Origin of the sequence: Shewanella maritima, from assembly GCF_004295345.1 — a bacterium.
Classification (GTDB): Bacteria; Pseudomonadota; Gammaproteobacteria; order Enterobacterales; family Shewanellaceae; genus Shewanella; species Shewanella maritima.
The window spans coordinates 805767-823230 of the sequence record NZ_CP036200.1 but is presented as its reverse complement, the minus strand read 5'-3'; the positions used below and the strand labels follow the sequence as shown (position 1 = coordinate 823230).

8 protein-coding genes are annotated in these 17464 nt (G+C 42.1%); 6 read left to right on the top strand and 2 right to left on the bottom strand.

Annotated features, from left to right (window positions below):
- Positions 1–8: 8 nt before the first annotated feature.
- From EXU30_RS03495 to fcl, 5 genes are all read left to right on the top strand, one after another.
- Positions 9–1385, top strand: a complete 1377-nt coding sequence (locus tag EXU30_RS03495) for a glycosyltransferase family 61 protein (protein ID WP_130597840.1) — start codon at positions 9–11, stop codon at positions 1383–1385.
- Between the two features lie 29 nt (positions 1386–1414).
- Positions 1415–2581, top strand: a complete 1167-nt coding sequence (locus EXU30_RS03490; RefSeq protein WP_130597839.1) for a nucleotide sugar dehydrogenase — start codon at positions 1415–1417, stop codon at positions 2579–2581.
- 35 nt (positions 2582–2616) lie between these two features.
- Positions 2617–3732 (top strand): GDP-mannose 4,6-dehydratase, encoded by a 1116-nt coding sequence (gene gmd, locus EXU30_RS03485; RefSeq protein WP_130597838.1) that lies wholly within the window; start codon positions 2617–2619, stop codon positions 3730–3732.
- Between the two features lie 62 nt (positions 3733–3794).
- A complete protein-coding gene (locus EXU30_RS03480; protein WP_130597837.1) occupies positions 3795–4838 on the top strand; it encodes a GSCFA domain-containing protein in 1044 nt (347 codons plus the stop codon).
- A 22-nt stretch (positions 4839–4860) separates the two neighbouring features.
- On the top strand, positions 4861–5820 hold the full coding sequence (gene fcl / locus EXU30_RS03475) for a GDP-L-fucose synthase (protein WP_130597836.1): 960 nt from the start codon (positions 4861–4863) through the stop codon (positions 5818–5820).
- Between the two features lie 90 nt (positions 5821–5910).
- Here the strand turns inward: fcl and EXU30_RS03470 are convergent, their stop codons facing one another.
- Positions 5911–7257: a tail fiber domain-containing protein gene (locus EXU30_RS03470; RefSeq protein WP_130597835.1), complete on the bottom strand. Its 1347-nt coding sequence runs from the start codon at positions 7255–7257 to the stop codon at positions 5911–5913.
- 35 nt (positions 7258–7292) lie between these two features.
- The gene (locus EXU30_RS03465; RefSeq protein WP_130597834.1) at positions 7293–7724 is read right to left on the bottom strand and encodes a hypothetical protein; all 432 of its coding nucleotides are present in this window, start codon (positions 7722–7724) and stop codon (positions 7293–7295) included.
- Between the two features lie 279 nt (positions 7725–8003).
- Here EXU30_RS03465 and EXU30_RS03460 point away from each other — a divergent pair, with 279 nt between their 5' ends.
- Positions 8004–17420 carry a putative Ig domain-containing protein gene (locus tag EXU30_RS03460; protein WP_130597833.1) on the top strand — a complete coding sequence of 3139 codons (9417 nt, stop codon included), beginning with the start codon at positions 8004–8006 and terminating at the stop codon, positions 17418–17420.
- Positions 17421–17464: the final 44 nt, after the last annotated feature.

Genomic DNA, 17464 nt, shown 5'->3' with positions numbered 1-17464 from the left:
GTGTACCTATGAATTTTATGAAAAGTGAGTGGATTGCAAAGTCCGAAGTATTACTAAAACTCGCTCGAGAGAATAAATTAGACAATGATACTTCATCTGCCGAGAAAAATTATCTTGAGGCGTTAAAGTATGACTACTACTCCAAAAATCTACGAGAAGAAATCGGAGAGTTTTACAAGTCATTGAGTAGGGAGGTAGAGGCTGAAAGGGTAATGCATACCCCTTATGTTCCTTTGGATATTAAGACGTACAAAATGTCTTCTCAGGAAGAATATCATATGAGTAAACATTTAGTTGACAAGCTTGATGGCTTGGGGTTAAGCCCATTGTATGTCGATGAGTGTTCCCGCTCGTATACTATGAGATGTCCTGATGGTTACGATTTGCTATCAGAATCATTACAGCAGCATGATGTCTTTCAGTGTATAGGCACCGAGCAGTTACTTAGTAAATCTACTGTTCGTTGCTACGGGAATGCATGTTTTACTCCTAATGGAGCATTTACAGTTGATGACTATTATTTCAAAGAAAATCGAGTAACATCTGGCTCATTTTTAAGGTACGTTTTTTTTCACCCTTTACTAGGGTTTATTTCTGATAAAACTCAAAAACCAGATAAGGTAGAGTGTGATTTAGGTTTTGTTTTCCAAAGGCATCCGATGCTCAATTATTATCACCTTATGGTTGAGCAAGCACCAGCTCTTTTGAACTATAAGAGGTATCTCGAGCCAAAAGGTGTAAAGCTTATAATCTTGAGAAACAATTATGAAGGATTAATTAAGCAAATTCTGTCATTGTTATCTATTAGTGAGTCTTCCGTAGTCTGGGAGAGCGCGCGTTATATTCAATGTGAGTATACATATAAACAGGATGCAGCAACCAATAATTGTAATCAGGTTGTTAAATTTGTTACTAATAGTACAGTTGAGTTTTTTGATTATTTATCCTTGCAGCATTCCGTACCCTTCCGTGTCAAGAAAAAACGTATATTTATATCTCGTGAAGATAGTCCAAAGCGGACGATGAAAAATGAAAAACAAGTATTTGAGCTTCTAGAAACATTTGGTTTTGAAAAAGTTATATTGACTGGCATGTCGTTAACGGATCAAATTAGGCTATTTGCAAGCTCAGAAGCTGTTGTTGGTGCTCACGGTGCAGGCTTGACAAATATTGGTTTCTGTTGCCCAGGTACATTTGTATTAGAGCTTACTAGGACGTTCACACTTGGAAGGTTGAGAATCTTTTGGGACTTAGCAATTATTAAAAAACTGAAATACTCAGTTGTATGTGCTGAAGATAGCGTTAATGACCACGCTGCTCCATTTGAAGCTCCAGTTGACAAAATATCTGAGTTATTAAGTAATGTTTTTGTCAAAAATAAGTAGAGTTGTAAAGGTAATTTAGAGGACATCTTATGAAGATTGCGGTTGTTGGAACCGGATACGTTGGCTTATCAAATGCGATGCTCTTAGCTCAGCATAACGAGGTCGTAGCGCTAGACATAGACGAGCACAAGGTGTCTCAACTTAATAAGGCTATTTCACCTATTGAGGATGAGTATGTCACAGAGTTTTTAGAGGATAAAAAGCTTAATTTCTCTGCTACATTGGACAAAGAAGCAGCTTACTTAAATGCCGATATTGTAATTGTGGCTACTCCAACTGATTACGATCCTGAAACTAATTATTTTAACACCAGTTCAATTGAAGGTGTTATTAATGATGTTAATTTTTATAACCCGAATGCATTGATCGTTATTAAATCTACTGTTCCTGTTGGATATACCCTTAAGATTAAAAAGGAGCTGGGAGTCGATAATGTCATGTTTTCTCCAGAGTTTCTGAGAGAAGGGAAAGCGTTATTTGATAATCTTTACCCTTCAAGAATTATTGTCGGCGAGCAGTCTGCGCGAGCAGAGCAATTCGCAAACTTGTTAATTCAAGGTGGACGTAAGAAAGATGTCCCTGTGCTGTACACCAATCCAACAGAAGCTGAAGCTGTTAAGCTATTTTCTAACACTTATTTAGCATTGCGTGTAGCATATTTTAATGAGCTTGACACTTATGCTCAAACTCATGAGCTTAATACTGCCCAAATTATAACAGGAGTCGGATTGGATCCAAGAATCGGTGAACATTATAACAATCCTTCTTTTGGGTTTGGTGGCTACTGTCTCCCCAAGGACACCAAACAGCTTAGGGCTAATTACGAGGATGTTCCAAATAATATAATAGGCGCTATTGTTGATGCTAATAGTACGAGGAAAGATTTTATAGCTGATTCTATTTTGAGTTTAAATCCTAAGCGAGTAGGTATTTATCGTTTAATAATGAAAGCTGGTTCCGATAATTACCGAGCATCAAGTATTCAGGGGGTTATGAAACGTCTCAAAGCTAAAGGCATTGAGGTTGTCGTTTATGAGCCTGTGTTCGAAGGGAGCGAATTTTTTCATTCCGAAGTGGTACATAACTTACACGAGTTTAAAAACATGTGTGACGTTATCGTGAGCAATCGCATGTCTAAAGACTTGGCCGATGTCTCTGACAAAGTATATACCAGAGATTTATTTGGAAACGATTAGTTTTAACAAATTGATGTAATTATTAGGGCACGAGAATGAAAAAAGCACTAATCACCGGTGTAACCGGTCAAGACGGCTCTTATTTAGCCGAGTTTCTGTTGGAAAAAGGATATGAAGTACATGGAATTAAGCGTCGTGCTTCTTTATTTAATACTGCTCGAGTTGATCATATTTACCAAGATCTCCATGAGGACAACCCTAAGTTCATTTTACACTATGGTGACTTAACAGATAGTTCTAACCTTACTCGTATTTTGAAAGAGGTTCAGCCTGACGAAGTTTATAACTTAGGTGCCCAGTCTCATGTGGCGGTATCTTTTGAGGCTCCAGAATATACAGCTGACGTTGATGCAATTGGTACTCTACGATTGCTTGAAGCGATTCGCTTTTTAGGACTTGAAAAGAAAACTAAGTTTTATCAAGCATCGACTTCTGAATTATATGGTGAAGTGCAAGAGATCCCGCAAACTGAAACGACGCCATTTCACCCTCGTTCGCCATATGCAGTAGCTAAGATGTATGCCTACTGGATTGTGGTTAACTATCGTGAATCATACGGGATGCATGCTTGTAACGGTATTTTGTTTAACCATGAATCACCTCGTCGTGGTGAAACGTTTGTAACGCGCAAGATCACTCGTGGGATCGCTAATATTGCCCAGGGCCTTGAAAACTGTTTGTTCCTTGGGAATATGGATGCACTTCGTGACTGGGGGCATGCTAAAGACTATGTGCGTATGCAATGGATGATGCTTCAACAAGACGAAGCAGAAGATTTCGTTATCGCGACAGGTAAGCAAATTTCTGTACGTGAGTTTGTGAAGATGTCTGCTGCTGAAGCGGGTATTGAATTAGAGTTTAGCGGTGAAGGTGTCAATGAAATTGCTACAGTGGTTGGTGTTAGCGGTGAAGATGCTCCAGGCGTTAAAGTTGGTGATGTAGTTGTTCGCGTCGACCCTCGTTACTTCCGTCCTGCAGAAGTAGAAACCCTACTTGGTAACCCGGCTAAAGCCAAGGTGAGGTTAGGTTGGGAGCCTGAAATAACTGTTGAAGAGATGTGTGCCGAGATGGTGCGTTATGACTTAGGTCAAGCAAAGCAGCATGCATTACTTGAGAAGCACGGTTTTGATGTGGCAGTTGCAAAGGAATAGCGTGTACATTTTGATACATTAGGGCCTGTATATACAGGCTCTTTTGTTTTGAGGTTAGTTAAATGAAAAATACTGAAGTAGGAAGTGTTACATCTGAACGCGACGGTAGTGGTCCAAAATCATGGGCAGAAAACCATTGGCATAAAGTAAATGCTTCTGAATATCCTAAAACAAAAGAAGTATTTAGCGATGTAAAACGTTGTATCGAACAACATATAAAAACTGGACACTGTCCAGTTACCCCATTGCTTAATTCAAATGGCAATGTTATTACAATTGGTTCCTGCTTTGCAGCTGAATTGAGGCACTTCTTAACTTCAGCTGGCCTATCTTCTAATAGCTTTTGGATCCCTTCAGGCCTTAATAACACCTTTGCGTTACGCGATTTTATTAGCTGGGTTGTAACAGGAGTGGAAACCTCAGAGGGCTATAGATATGAGCGAAATGAAGATGGTGTGGTCAATGACTGGAAACCAGAGCATGAGCGTTCGTTTTATTTGGAGCATTTCAAATCAGCCTCAGCATTCGTGTTTACCATAGGGTTAGCTGAAATTTGGGAAGATAGAGTAACAAATAAAGTTTTTTGGCGTGGAATACCTTCATCTATTTTTGAAGAGGGTAGGCATTACTTCAGATTATCATCTGTCTCGGAGAATACTGAGAACATTAACGCTATTATCGCATTATTACGTCAAGTTAATTGTGCCGCCCCGGTTGTGTTAACCTTGTCACCTGTACCTCTTAAAGCTTCTTTTAAGGGGGAGTCTTGCGTGACTGCTGATTGTGTTTCCAAATCCACGCTCAGAGTGGCATTGAATGAAGTGTTAGCTGGTTCACCTGAAAATACCTATTACTGGCCTTCCTTCGAGATTATCAAATGGTTAGGTTGCCATTTACCTTTCCCCGTATATGGTACAGATGACGGGGTTGTTCGTCATGTTTCACGCTTTATGGTGTTACAAATTTTAAAGGCATTTACTGACACGTATTATGGTGAAAGTATCGGCAAGGATACTTTTGAAAGTTTTGATTCTTCCTTGGAGGAGATTGAAGGGAATGCAGGAGAACCGCCGATAATATATAAAGGCACTTTAGTTTCAGCATAATTAACATATTAGAGAAAGATAAATGAGAAAAGTTTTTGTTGCAGGCCATCGTGGTATGGTTGGTTCGGCTATAGTCCGCAAACTTCAAGAGCGTGATGATGTTGAGATCATTACTAAAACTCGCACTGAATTAGATTTAACTAATCAGCAAGCGGTAGCTGATTTCTTCGAATCTGAACGAATTGAGCAAGTCTATCTTGCTGCTGCCAAAGTTGGTGGTATTCATGCTAACAATACTTATCCTGCAGAGTTTATATATGAAAATTTAATGATTGAAAGTAATATCATTAACTCCGCATATCAAAATGGTGTTACCAAATTACTGTTTTTAGGTTCATCTTGCATTTACCCTAAGTTGGCTCTACAACCAATGCAAGAGAGTGCCCTGTTAAGCGGTACACTTGAAGAAACGAACGAGCCATATGCAATAGCCAAGATTGCAGGTATAAAGCTATGTGAATCGTATAATCGTCAGTATGGTGTGGACTATCGTAGTGTTATGCCTACAAACTTATATGGGCCTCATGATAACTTTCACCCTGATAATTCACATGTCATCCCTGCATTATTGAGGCGTTTTCATGAAGCTACTGAACGTGGAGATGCTCAAGTTGTTGCATGGGGAAGTGGTAAACCAATGCGCGAATTCTTACATGTTGATGATATGGCGGCAGCGTCAATTCATGTGATGGAATTAGACAAAGAGACTTATGATAAGAATACAGAACCTATGTTAAGCCATATCAACGTCGGGACTGGTGTGGACTGCACTATCCGTGAGTTAACCGAAACGGTAGCTAGAGTTGTTGGTTTCGAAGGTGAAATCGTGTGGGATACCACTAAGCCTGATGGTGCCCCTCGTAAACTTATGAACGTGGATAGATTAGCAACTTTGGGCTGGAAATATTCTTATAGCTTAGAAAAAGGGCTTGAGGACGCATATCAATGGTTCTTGGCTAACCAAGATAACTTCCGCGAATAGGGTTGTCTTTTAGGTTAGCGAGTAGAAATAAGAAAGGAGCTAACTAAGCTAGCTCCTTTTTTACTTCAGCGGTATCACCAATAAGGGTAGTTATCGTTTAGCTGCTTCTAGTTTGGCAAGTCTAGATTCTAGCTCTTCAATTTTTTTATCTTTCTCTTGGCTTATCTTATATAGAGCTTTTACAGCAGCCAAAGATACACCACTGGTGTCTACACTCGAGAGGTGCTTATCACTAGCCCCTAAGTTGAAGGCATTAAAGAAGTCCTGAGCCATAGGACCTATGTGCTTAACACTTCCTTTATCCTTTATGTAACTCCAGCTACTAATTGCTAGTTTATCAATGCTTGATAGGATATCGTTGTAATCTACCTCACTGATGTTCTCTTTTAACAGCTTACTAGAGCTTTCGTTAACGACCCCAGATACTGTTACGTCACCGTTGTTCGCAATTTTAAAAGGCACTGACATCGTATTTGTATTTTGGTCAAGTAGTACTACACTAAATGAACCTCCTCCATTAGATAAAATCCATTTGTTGTTTTGGGTAGTATCTTCCATGGAAATCCATCCAGGAGCATTATTCTTTAATGCTAAGAGGGTTCTTCCTGTTGTAGCTGAATTGTTTTCTTCAATAGTTGCAATTGCTGTAAATCTTCCGCAGTCTAATCCACCACATGAAGTTGAGTCAGTATCAATATAATCACTTTGTAAGTGTGTTACTCCATCATTTTTCACAATCAAATTGTAGTCGGTTTCATTAGCACCTACTAAAAAGCTATTTGTGTTGTCTGTCAATACGTGTAAGTCTGCTTTAGGTGATTGTGTTCCAAGACCGATATCACCATTAGAATCAACAAATAAAGAGTTTGTTGGCGCATTGGGTTTTATCTTAAATGGTAGTTTTGAACCATTAGTTACATCGCGAACAAAAAAGTTGGTCTCATTACCGGCAATGTCCCAGGTTTGTGCGGTAAAACCTGAGCTGCCATCTTGTTCAAGTCTCAAAGTAGGACTATCGCCGTCTACCACTTGAAGTTCCACTACCGGAGTTGATGTACCTAGACCTACACGGCCGCCGTCATCAACGTATATAGCATGGCTTTGAGCACCAGCTTCGATAGTAAAAGGGGTTTTGCCGCCATCAATGTCATCGATTGAAAACTTGTTTAATCCACCATTTGAAGAATCGTTAGCTGTTAGCTGCCAGTCATTACTCGGGAAGCTAGCGCTGTTACTGGTATCTTGAAATTTAATTCTGAGGTTGTTTTCCTTCAAACGAATAGTGTCGAAGCCAAAAGATTCGCCATTAACACAATCTTGGCCGATACAAGCACTGCTTGTCACGATTAGATCATCGTTAAAAACCTGATCTGCGATTGCATTGTTGGCGACAACAGCAAGCGCAGCAGCAAGTGAAGTTTTTACTAGAGTGTTCATATTTATTCCTGTTATAAGACGTTTAACTATTTCAACTACTGCTCTTGAAACTTGGGTTCAATGACTGAGTTTTGTTCGTCGACGGTTACAAACTCACTGTCCACGACATTGAAAAAACCTGTTTTAGTTTGTACTAAGCCTTTATTCCTAGTCGCGCCATCTCTTCCGGTAGACGCATCGCTAATAATTTCAATTTTGCCATTACTAATGTATTGAGCTTTGTAGGAGTAATTTCCCGATGCAAGAGTACCAAGGGCATCAATGTCTAATTGCAAGTTGTCATCGTATAAGTCGATTTGGGTGGAAAAACCATCTGGACCTGTAATGCTTATAGACACTTGGTTAAATGGGCTCTCTACAGCGAAATCTAATACGGTTTTACTGGCAACTACACCATTGCTGTTTGCAGCAAAGGAGCTGAGTGCAAGAGCAAATGCGACAACACGTAAAGTAGTTTTGTTTCTCATATTATTCTTAAGACTCACAAGCTGAGTTGTTATTATGTTGTTAACGGTATTATATACCTTAGTGTTGCTAAATGTAACAGGTAACTGGTTTGATGACGGGCGAATCTGTCATATTCGCAAGAAATAATACTTTCGTATGTGACTGTTTTAAATGATTAAACTGAACGTTTTTTGACCAGTGGCACGATTAATGTCTGTTGATGATAAATATTGCTGCCCATTTTTTTGTGTTAGGTGTTATCATTTTGTGAATTAATGTTAATGGCTGGCAGGCGAAAAATGTTATTCAAGTATCCTCTTTATTTCCTTACTTTTATTGTTAACTTGTTAGTCGTTGCTTCGGCATATGCTGCAGGTACAGATTTGGTTGTTTCCGGAAGCTTTAGCAGCACCAGTGTTAGCTCTGGTAACAACTCGACGTTAACCTATACCTTGACCAATAACTCTGTAGATACCAATGCGACTGCTATTCAATTTGATATAAGTTTGCCAAGCGGCTTGACAATCTCTGATCCAGTAGGCGCTAGTATTAGCTGCTTAACGGGAACTCATAACCTATCTGCAGGTGCAAATTCTGCAAGTTTTTCCGGATTCGAGCTAAATTTTGGGCAAACCTGCGAAGTGTCATTTTCTATTACCGCCCAGTCAGCCACACCGCAATCATTTAACGTTGCGACAAGTGGATTCCAATCTAGTCTAGGGGCTGCCACAGATATCTCGACAAGCCTTGCGGTAACTACTGACACGGTTTCAGCCAGTTTGAGTTTTGTTGAGAGCCAAATACCCTTTCAGGAGACGGCAAACCTAGAGCTTATCTTTACCAACAATAGCGCGGGTTTTGCCTATGGTTTAACAGGCTCTGTAACACTTCCTGCTGGATTAACGTTCGAAGAAGATATTAGCCAAAGTAATTGTGGGGCGTACTTAACTGTTACCAAAACAGGTGATGACACAGTTAATCTAAGCTCGTTCAATCTAAATAACCAAATAGTAGCGTTTGTAAATGGCTTGAATGATCAGTGTATTGTTTCAATGCCCGTGACTGGCAACTTGCCAGGCGATTATGAAGTTGCCACAGGAGATTTATCTTATACCGGAACTTCGGTGAAAATTGGTCAGGCTGCTACGTCGCTAACGGTGGATAGCATTGGTTTTGTTAATGCTAAATTTAACCCTAAGTTAGTTCAGCCTGGTGATACAACGTCACTAGATATTGAGATTACTAACTTTGATCGCTCAAACCAAGCAAATAGCATTGTATTTGTATCTGATTTTGATGCCACTTTGTCAGGGCTTATCGCTACAGGACTTCCAATAAATGATGTGTGTGGTGCTGGTTCTACCATCACAGGAAGTGGCAGCGCCAGTTTAAATGCTGGTTCGTTAGACGGAGGACAAAAGTGTAGTTTCTCTATTCCCGTTACCGTTCCTGGTAATGCTAGCAATGGCACATATAATCATGTTATTTCTTCGATTAGCTCTTCATTGCAAGCGTATCCTGACACCTCAAGTAATCTAATTGTTACCAATGCTCCCACTGTGACAATGGATATCGTCGAAACAAACATTGCCGCTGGTGAACAAATTACGTTGCGTTATACCGTTACTAACATTGATTCAGTAAACGCGGCAACCGGAATAAGTTTTGATACATTTATTGGCTCGCCTTCCGTTGCTACTATTACCACACTGCCCGGAAATAACTATTGTCAAAGTACAGGAGCGAGCAGTGTAATTTCTCCTTCTACGGATTTGTTTGCTGCTAGCTACTCTGCGATGGATTTAGCGGCGGGGCAGTCATGTACTTTTGACTTATTAGTGACCCTTAATGCAGATGCAAACGCCGGGCAGCAGATGTTTTATAGCGAGTCAGTGTCTGCAACAATCAATAGTAATTTGGTTACGGGATTAGACGTATCTGCATCTGCAATTTTTGATATCAACACTGCGCCAACTGTGTCGTTATCATTGAATGATACTACTTTGTTGCCGGGAGACAGTGCTAATTTAATTGTTAAGTTGGATCACAGTGCTAACAATAGCTTAGCGGCAGATAATATTGGCTTGTCGATTGATCTTGATTCAGCTTTTACAGGATTGGTTGCGACAGGTTTACCTCTTGCTGATATGTGTGGCAGTGGTTCGAGTTTAACTGGAACAAGCATAGTCAGTTTAAGCTCCGCTTCACTAGCCGCGGGAGAGTCTTGTGAGTTTAGCATTCCTGTTCAGTTGCCAGCAGATCAAGTAGGGGCTGTTACTGTAACTAGCTCAAATGTGTCTGCGCTGCTTGGCGCAAAAACAATAACCTCTCTTGCATCAAGTACTAGCTTTTCTGTTTCAGGGTTAGCGTTTACTAAATCAATTTCTCCAACTAGTCTGCGACTCGATAACGCGAGTAAAACAGTAGATGTTACCTACCTGATCACTAATCAAGCTGGAGCTGGTGATGCAACAGCGGGCTTTTTAGTCGACAACATTAGTTCGTTCATCTCAGGAGCTCAAGTTACCAGCGCTGCTTTAAGTGGTTTTTGTGGAGCAGGCAGTACGACTAGTGGTACATCAACATTAATAGCCACAGGAATAGAGGTTGCTGAAGGCGGTCAGTGCTCATTCTCGGTTCAAGTGACAATTCCTGGTAGCACAGTGGCTGCGACATACAATAGTGGCTTGTCTAATTTTACCGCGACGGTAAATTCTGCAAGTCAAACAGTTACGTCGAATGCTTTTTCTTTGTCGGTAGAAAAGTTAACTGTGTCTTTAGATATCGATGTTACTAGCCCAACATCTGAGAGTTTAGTGAATCTATCAATAGCATTCTCATCACCTGTATCAGGATTTAATGCTAGTGATATTACTTTGGTTAATGCAACGAAAGGGGCATTTACGGGAGCTGATGCAAATTACACTTTAGAAGTCATCCCTACGTTAGATGGCGACGTGACCATTCAATTACCTGCTGGCATGGCGCTTGATGTTGCTGATGCAAGTATTTCAAACGAAGCAGCTTCAGATTTAGTATTTAACTATCAGTCGGTTGCTCCAGCTCCAACGCCAAGTATTGCTATAGGTTCACCTTCTGCTTTGCTCACGAGCTCGCAAAACGTAAGCTATTCAGTTCAATATACCGATGTCGAGCAGGTTAATCTGCTAGCATCTGATATTACTTTAAACACCACTGGTACGGCTAACGCTTCAATTGCAATTGTCAATGGTGACTCTAGCAATCCTACCGTCGAGTTAAGTGGTTTCACTGGTGATGGTACATTAGGAGTGAGTATCGCTGAAGGAACTGCACGTTATAGCGTTAATTTGGCACCGTCAGCTGGGCCGTCTAGCGTATTTGCAGTAGATACTCGAAAGCCGAATGTCGCGATAAGTGCAACAAATAATCAATCAAGTTCTTTTACGATGTCAATCGTGTTTGACGAGAATGTCACAGGATTAGAGCTTAGTGATATCAATGTGACGAATGGTTCGGTTTCGAATCTAGTCGCGTTAGATGCCAAGAATTATCAAGTTACCGTAGAGGCCGCGGGTGAAGTACAGATCTCTCTATCAATTGGTAGCGATTCGGTTGTAGATCAGGCTGGCAACGGCAACACCGCTTCGATATTGTTGCAAGTGGATTATGATGATGTTCAACCTGATGTCGTAATCGGGGGGCCATCTGGTGTAGTGTTGGGCGCCTTTACAAGCACAATTGCATTCAGTGAAGCTGTTACAGGGTTTACTCTATCTGATATCGCTGCAACTAATGCTAGCTTATCAAACTTTACTTCAATCAATTCTGCTTCCTATTCAGTGCTGGTAACGCCGTTGACTCAAAATCAGGTGTCATTGGATATTGCAAGTAATGTCGCGACAGATTCGTTTTCGAATAGCAATACAGCAGCCACCACCTATAGCGTTATATATGATATTAATGATGCACCAGTGATTTCAGGTACGCCTGCTACTTCAGTCAATGAAGACAGCGCTTATAGCTTTACCCCAAGTGCCAGCGATGACGATGTGAGTGACACGTTAACCTTTAGCATTGCTAACAAGCCAAGTTGGGCTGCGTTCAATACTGCTAATGGTCAATTGTCGGGTACACCAACCAACGCGGACGTGGGTACCACCGCCGGTATTATCATTTCTGTATCAGACGGCACAGTCACAACAAGTTTAAGCGCCTTTAGCTTAACGGTGACGAACACCAATGATGCACCAGCGATTTCAGGTTCGCCTGCAACATCAGTCAATGAAGACAGCGCTTATAGCTTTACCCCAAGTGCCAGCGATGACGATGTGAGTGACACGTTAACCTTTAGCATTGCTAACAAGCCAAGTTGGGCTGCGTTCAATACTGCTAATGGTCAATTGTCGGGTACACCAACCAACGCGGACGTGGGTACCTCTGCCGGTATCGTGATTTCGGTGAACGATGGCACAGTCACAACAAGTTTAAGCGCCTTTAGCTTAACGGTGACTAACACCAATGATGCGCCAGTGATTTCAGGTACGCCTGCAACATCAGTCAATGAAGACAGTGCGTATAGCTTTACCCCAAGTGCCAGCGATGACGATGTGAGTGACACGTTAACCTTTAGCATTGCTAACAAGCCAAGTTGGGCTGCGTTCAATACTGCTAATGGTCAATTGTCGGGTACACCAACCAACGCGGACGTGGGTACCACCGCCGGTATTATCATTTCTGTATCAGACGGCACAGTCACAACAAGTTTAAGCGCCTTTAGCTTAACGGTGACGAACACCAATGATGCACCAGCGATTTCAGGTTCGCCTGCAACATCAGTCAATGAAGACAGCGCTTATAGCTTTACCCCAAGTGCCAGCGATGACGATGTGAGTGACACGTTAACCTTTAGCATTGCTAACAAGCCAAGTTGGGCTGCGTTCAATACTGCTAATGGTCAATTGTCGGGTACACCAACCAACGCGGACGTGGGTACCTCTGCCGGTATCGTGATTTCGGTGAACGATGGCACAGTCACAACAAGTTTAAGCGCCTTTAGCTTAACGGTGACTAACACCAATGATGCGCCAGTGATTTCAGGTACGCCTGCAACATCAGTCAATGAAGACAGTGCGTATAGCTTTACCCCAAGTGCCAGCGATGACGATGTGAGTGACACGTTAACCTTTAGCATTGCTAACAAGCCAAATTGGGCTGCGTTCAATACTGCTAATGGTCAATTGTCGGGTACACCAACTAATGCGGATGTGGGTACCTCTGCCGGTATCGTGATTTCGGTGAACGATGGCACAGTCACAACAAGTTTAAGCGCCTTTAGCTTAACGGTGACTAACACCAATGATGCGCCAGTGATTTCAGGTTCGCCTGCCACTTCAGTTAATGAAGACAGTGCGTATAGCTTTACCCCAAGTGCCAGCGATGACGATGTGAGTGACACGTTAACCTTTAGCATTGCTAACAAGCCAAGTTGGGCTGCGTTCAATACTGCTAATGGTCAATTGTCGGGTACACCAACCAACGCGGACGTGGGTACCACCGCCGGTATTATCATTTCTGTATCAGACGGCACAGTCACAACAAGTTTAAGCGCCTTTAGCTTAACGGTGACGAACACCAATGATGCACCAGCGATTTCAGGTTCGCCTGCAACATCAGTCAATGAAGACAGCGCTTATAGCTTTACCCCAAGTGCCAGCGATGACGATGTGAGTGACACGTTAACCTTTAGCATTGCTAACAAGCCAAGTTGGGCTACGTTCAATACTGCTAATGGTCAGCTATCAGGTACACCAACCAACGCGGACGTGGGTACCACCGCCGGTATTATCATTTCTGTATCAGACGGCACAGTCACAACAAGTTTAAGCGCCTTTAGCTTAACGGTGACGAACACCAATGATGCGCCAGTGATTTCAGGTACGCCTGCAACATCAGTCAATGAAGATAGCGCGTATAGCTTTACCCCAAGTGCCAGCGATGACGATGTGAGTGACACCTTAACCTTTAGCATTGCTAACAAGCCAAGTTGGGCTACGTTCAATACTGTGAATGGTCAGCTATCAGGCACGCCAACTAATGCGGACGTGGGTACCACTGCAGGTATCGTGATTTCGGTGAATGATGGCACAGTCACCTCAAGTCTAAGCGCCTTTAGCTTAACGGTGACTAACACCAATGATGCGCCAGTGATTTCAGGTTCGCCTGCAACATCAGTCAATGAAGACAGTGCGTATAGCTTTACCCCAAGTGCCAGCGATGACGATGTGAGTGACACGTTAACCTTTAGCATTGCTAACAAGCCAAGTTGGGCTACGTTCAATACTGCTAATGGTCAGCTATCAGGTACACCAACTAATGCGGATGTGGGTACCTCTGCCGGTATCGTGATTTCGGTGAACGATGGCACAGTCACAACAAGTTTAAGCGCCTTTAGCTTAACGGTGACTAACACCAATGATGCGCCAGTGATTTCAGGTTCGCCTGCCACTTCAGTTAATGAAGACAGTGCGTATAGCTTTACCCCAAGTGCCAGCGATGACGATGTGAGTGACACGTTAACCTTTAGCATTGCTAACAAGCCAAGTTGGGCTACGTTCAATACTGCTAATGGTCAGCTATCAGGTACACCAACCAACGCGGACGTGGGTACCACCGCCGGTATTATCATTTCTGTATCAGACGGCACAGTCACAACAAGTTTAAGCGCCTTTAGCTTAACGGTGACGAACACCAATGATGCGCCAGTGATTTCAGGTACGCCTGCAACATCAGTCAATGAAGATAGCGCGTATAGCTTTACCCCAAGTGCCAGCGATGACGATGTGAGCGACACGTTAACCTTTAGCATTGCTAACAAGCCAAGTTGGGCTACGTTCAATACTGCTAATGGTCAGCTATCAGGTACACCAACTAATGCGGATGTGGGTACCACTGCCGGTATTATCATTTCTGTATCAGACAGCACAGTCACAACAAGTTTAAGCGCCTTTAGCTTAACGGTGACTAACACCAATGACGCACCAGTGATTTCAGGTACGCCTGCAACATCAGTCAATGAAGACAGCGCTTATAGCTTTACCCCAAGTGCCAGCGATGACGATGTGAGTGACACCTTAACCTTTAGCATTGCTAACAAGCCAAGTTGGGCTACGTTCAATACTGTGAATGGTCAGCTATCAGGCACGCCAACTAATGCGGATGTGGGGGTTACTGAAGGGATTGTTATTTCAGTGTCAGATGGTACCGAATCATCAAGTTTGAACGCGTTTGATCTGACAGTAGCCAACACTAATGACGCACCGGTGATCTCTGGAACACCTAGTTTGAGTGTTGATCAAGGAGATTATTATCGCTTTGAGCCTGTCGTTACCGATGAAGACGTTGATGACGAGTTGCAGTTTAGTATTCAGGGGAAACCTAGCTGGGCCAACTTTGATACGGTATCTGGTGTCATCTCTGGTACGCCAGAAAACCAAGATGTTGGTATTTATAACGACATCTTACTCTCAGTAAATGACGGAACCATTCAAGTTGACATGGCAAGTTTCAGTATTGAAGTTATTAATGTTAATGATGTTCCTGAGTTTGTCTCTGAGCCCGTGCTAACCGCGCAAGCTTTAGTGAATTACGTTTATCAGATTGAGATTAACGATATTGATGCCGATGCTCAGCTTTCATTAATGTTATTGAGTGGCCCTGAGTGGCTATCAATCAATGGGTCGAACCAATTGGTGGGTACACCACCGTTAGATAGTGGCGAGCAAACCTTTGGTATTCAAGTTGGACTGACTGATGGCTTAATCGAAGATTATGTCGTTCAGGAGTTTACGCTAGAAGTTGAGCGCCCGGTGAATACTGATGTTTCAGTAACAAGCTTTTTTGCACGTTCACCTGCGACATTAGGTGATAGTGTGAATCATATTGTCACTATTGCTAATGTGGGTTTTGCGCACGCTGACAACCTAACTTGGAGCATCGAGTTTGATAGTGCGCTTAGCTTGGATTCATTGCCAGATAATTGTGAGCAATCTTCTGCAAACATCCTGAGTTGTAGTCTGGAGCAGTTAATGATTGATGATTCAAAATCATATACTTATGCATTTGAAGTTATCGATGTAACAGCTGGCTTCTCTGATGCAAGTCTCTCTTTAAGTGGTGAGAATTTAAATGAGGCATCAGTGGAGGCTAAGAGTTCATTGCTCCTTGCAGAATCTTTGCTCACGGAGTTTGGTGATATTCTACTAGAAGCAAATGTATCTCAAGGTGTAGTGGTCGATATGAATAATGACGGCTATGACGACCTAGTGGTTTATCTCGCAGAGCTGAATACGATGCAAGTGCTACTCAACAATACTGCTGGTGAGTTAATTCCTAGTGCAGATATTGTTATTACGACGCCGTTTATCAGCGTTGCATTTGATGACATCAATGGTGATGGCTCAATTGATGTCGTCACTGCAGGTGGTAGTAACGGTAATTCGGCATACCTGTTAGATGATAACTATATGGTTGATAGCACAATTGCTCTTGATGACATTCAAGCTGGATTAGTCGCAATTACCGATCTAAACCTTGATGGTGACAAAGAAGTGTTGTTTGCGGGTTACTCTCCGCTTGGTTTAGGTATCTATCAAGGCTTCAGTGCTGATGATGTTACTTACACATTTGTTGACGTATTTGCTATCAATGATCAAGCTCAGTTGAGTTCACTTGCTACTGAACAACAACCTGATACCCAGTTGCAAGTTGACGTGCTAATGCACGTTGTCAAATCTCAAGACCTTGAGCAAGTTATTATTAGTGCACAAGGTAGCGGCAGTAAGCTAGTTTCGCATGACGGCAAAGAGTTAGTTGTTGTAGCGGTAGATAGTCTATCAACGTCTGTTGAAAACTTAATGCTAATTGATCTCGATGCAAACCAAATGCTTGATGCTGTAGTGGTAGACGACTCAGGGTGGAGCATCATCTATGACGTGCTGTCTAATAACTCAGAGTCAAATGCCATTTCTCTGCCGCTTGCTAAAGATGTTATCGCAAGTGACTTTGATAATGATGGCGTGCATGAACTCGTGCTGCAAACTGATACATCAGTCAGTATTTGGGAGCTCGATTCTGGAATTGTGTCTCCGACTGGCATGGTGATTAAAGCCAGTTCAGTTAGCAGTGTTGACCTTATGGATTTGAATAATGATGGCTATCAGGACTTGCTGGTATTTGATCAACAAGAAGGCTTAAAAATTTGGTATTGGAGCGCGTCTGAGTCATTAGGCCGACAGGATGTTGACCTCGGGCTTTTATCGTCTGGTATTAGTTACTCACGTATTTCTGAAGCAACACCTTTGAGTTGGCAGTTAACTAATTACAGCGCATCTAGCGCAAGTGAAGTGCAAGTTGACATTCAACTGTCACGCGGAGCGCGTATTGAACAGCTTCCTACACAATGTGTTAAACAGTCTAATTCGCGCGCAGTATGTTCTTATGGCGTGATTCAGGCGTCTGAAGTGGTTGATATTGCATTAGTTGTAGTAATGGATGACTTTATTGATTACCAATTGGTGGCCGCAGTATCGAGTAAAGAGTTTGACGTTAATGCATCTAATAACAGTTTCACGGTTAAAACCTCGATTGTGAGAGATGATAATGCTAGTTCACTGTCAGGTGTACTTCTACTAATGCTTATGCTGTGTTGGTATCAGCGAAGACGATATTACTGTTAATTGTTATAAGAATGTTTTATGAAGTTAATGCGCCGTATATACTA

Bases quoted from the DNA above. Each gene is read 5' to 3' on its own strand.
- EXU30_RS03465 (WP_130597834.1), bottom strand. From the start codon at position 7,724: ATGAGAAACAAAACTACTTTACGTGTTGTCGCATTTGCTCTTGCACTC.
- EXU30_RS03460 (WP_130597833.1), top strand. From the start codon at position 8,004: ATGTTATTCAAGTATCCTCTTTATTTCCTTACTTTTATTGTTAACTTG.
- EXU30_RS03495 (WP_130597840.1), top strand. From the start codon at position 9: ATGAATTTTATGAAAAGTGAGTGGATTGCAAAGTCCGAAGTATTACTA.
- EXU30_RS03470 (WP_130597835.1), bottom strand. From the start codon at position 7,257: ATGAACACTCTAGTAAAAACTTCACTTGCTGCTGCGCTTGCTGTTGTC.
- EXU30_RS03490 (WP_130597839.1), top strand. From the start codon at position 1,415: ATGAAGATTGCGGTTGTTGGAACCGGATACGTTGGCTTATCAAATGCG.
- EXU30_RS03480 (WP_130597837.1), top strand. From the start codon at position 3,795: ATGAAAAATACTGAAGTAGGAAGTGTTACATCTGAACGCGACGGTAGT.
- gmd (WP_130597838.1), top strand. From the start codon at position 2,617: ATGAAAAAAGCACTAATCACCGGTGTAACCGGTCAAGACGGCTCTTAT.
- fcl (WP_130597836.1), top strand. From the start codon at position 4,861: ATGAGAAAAGTTTTTGTTGCAGGCCATCGTGGTATGGTTGGTTCGGCT.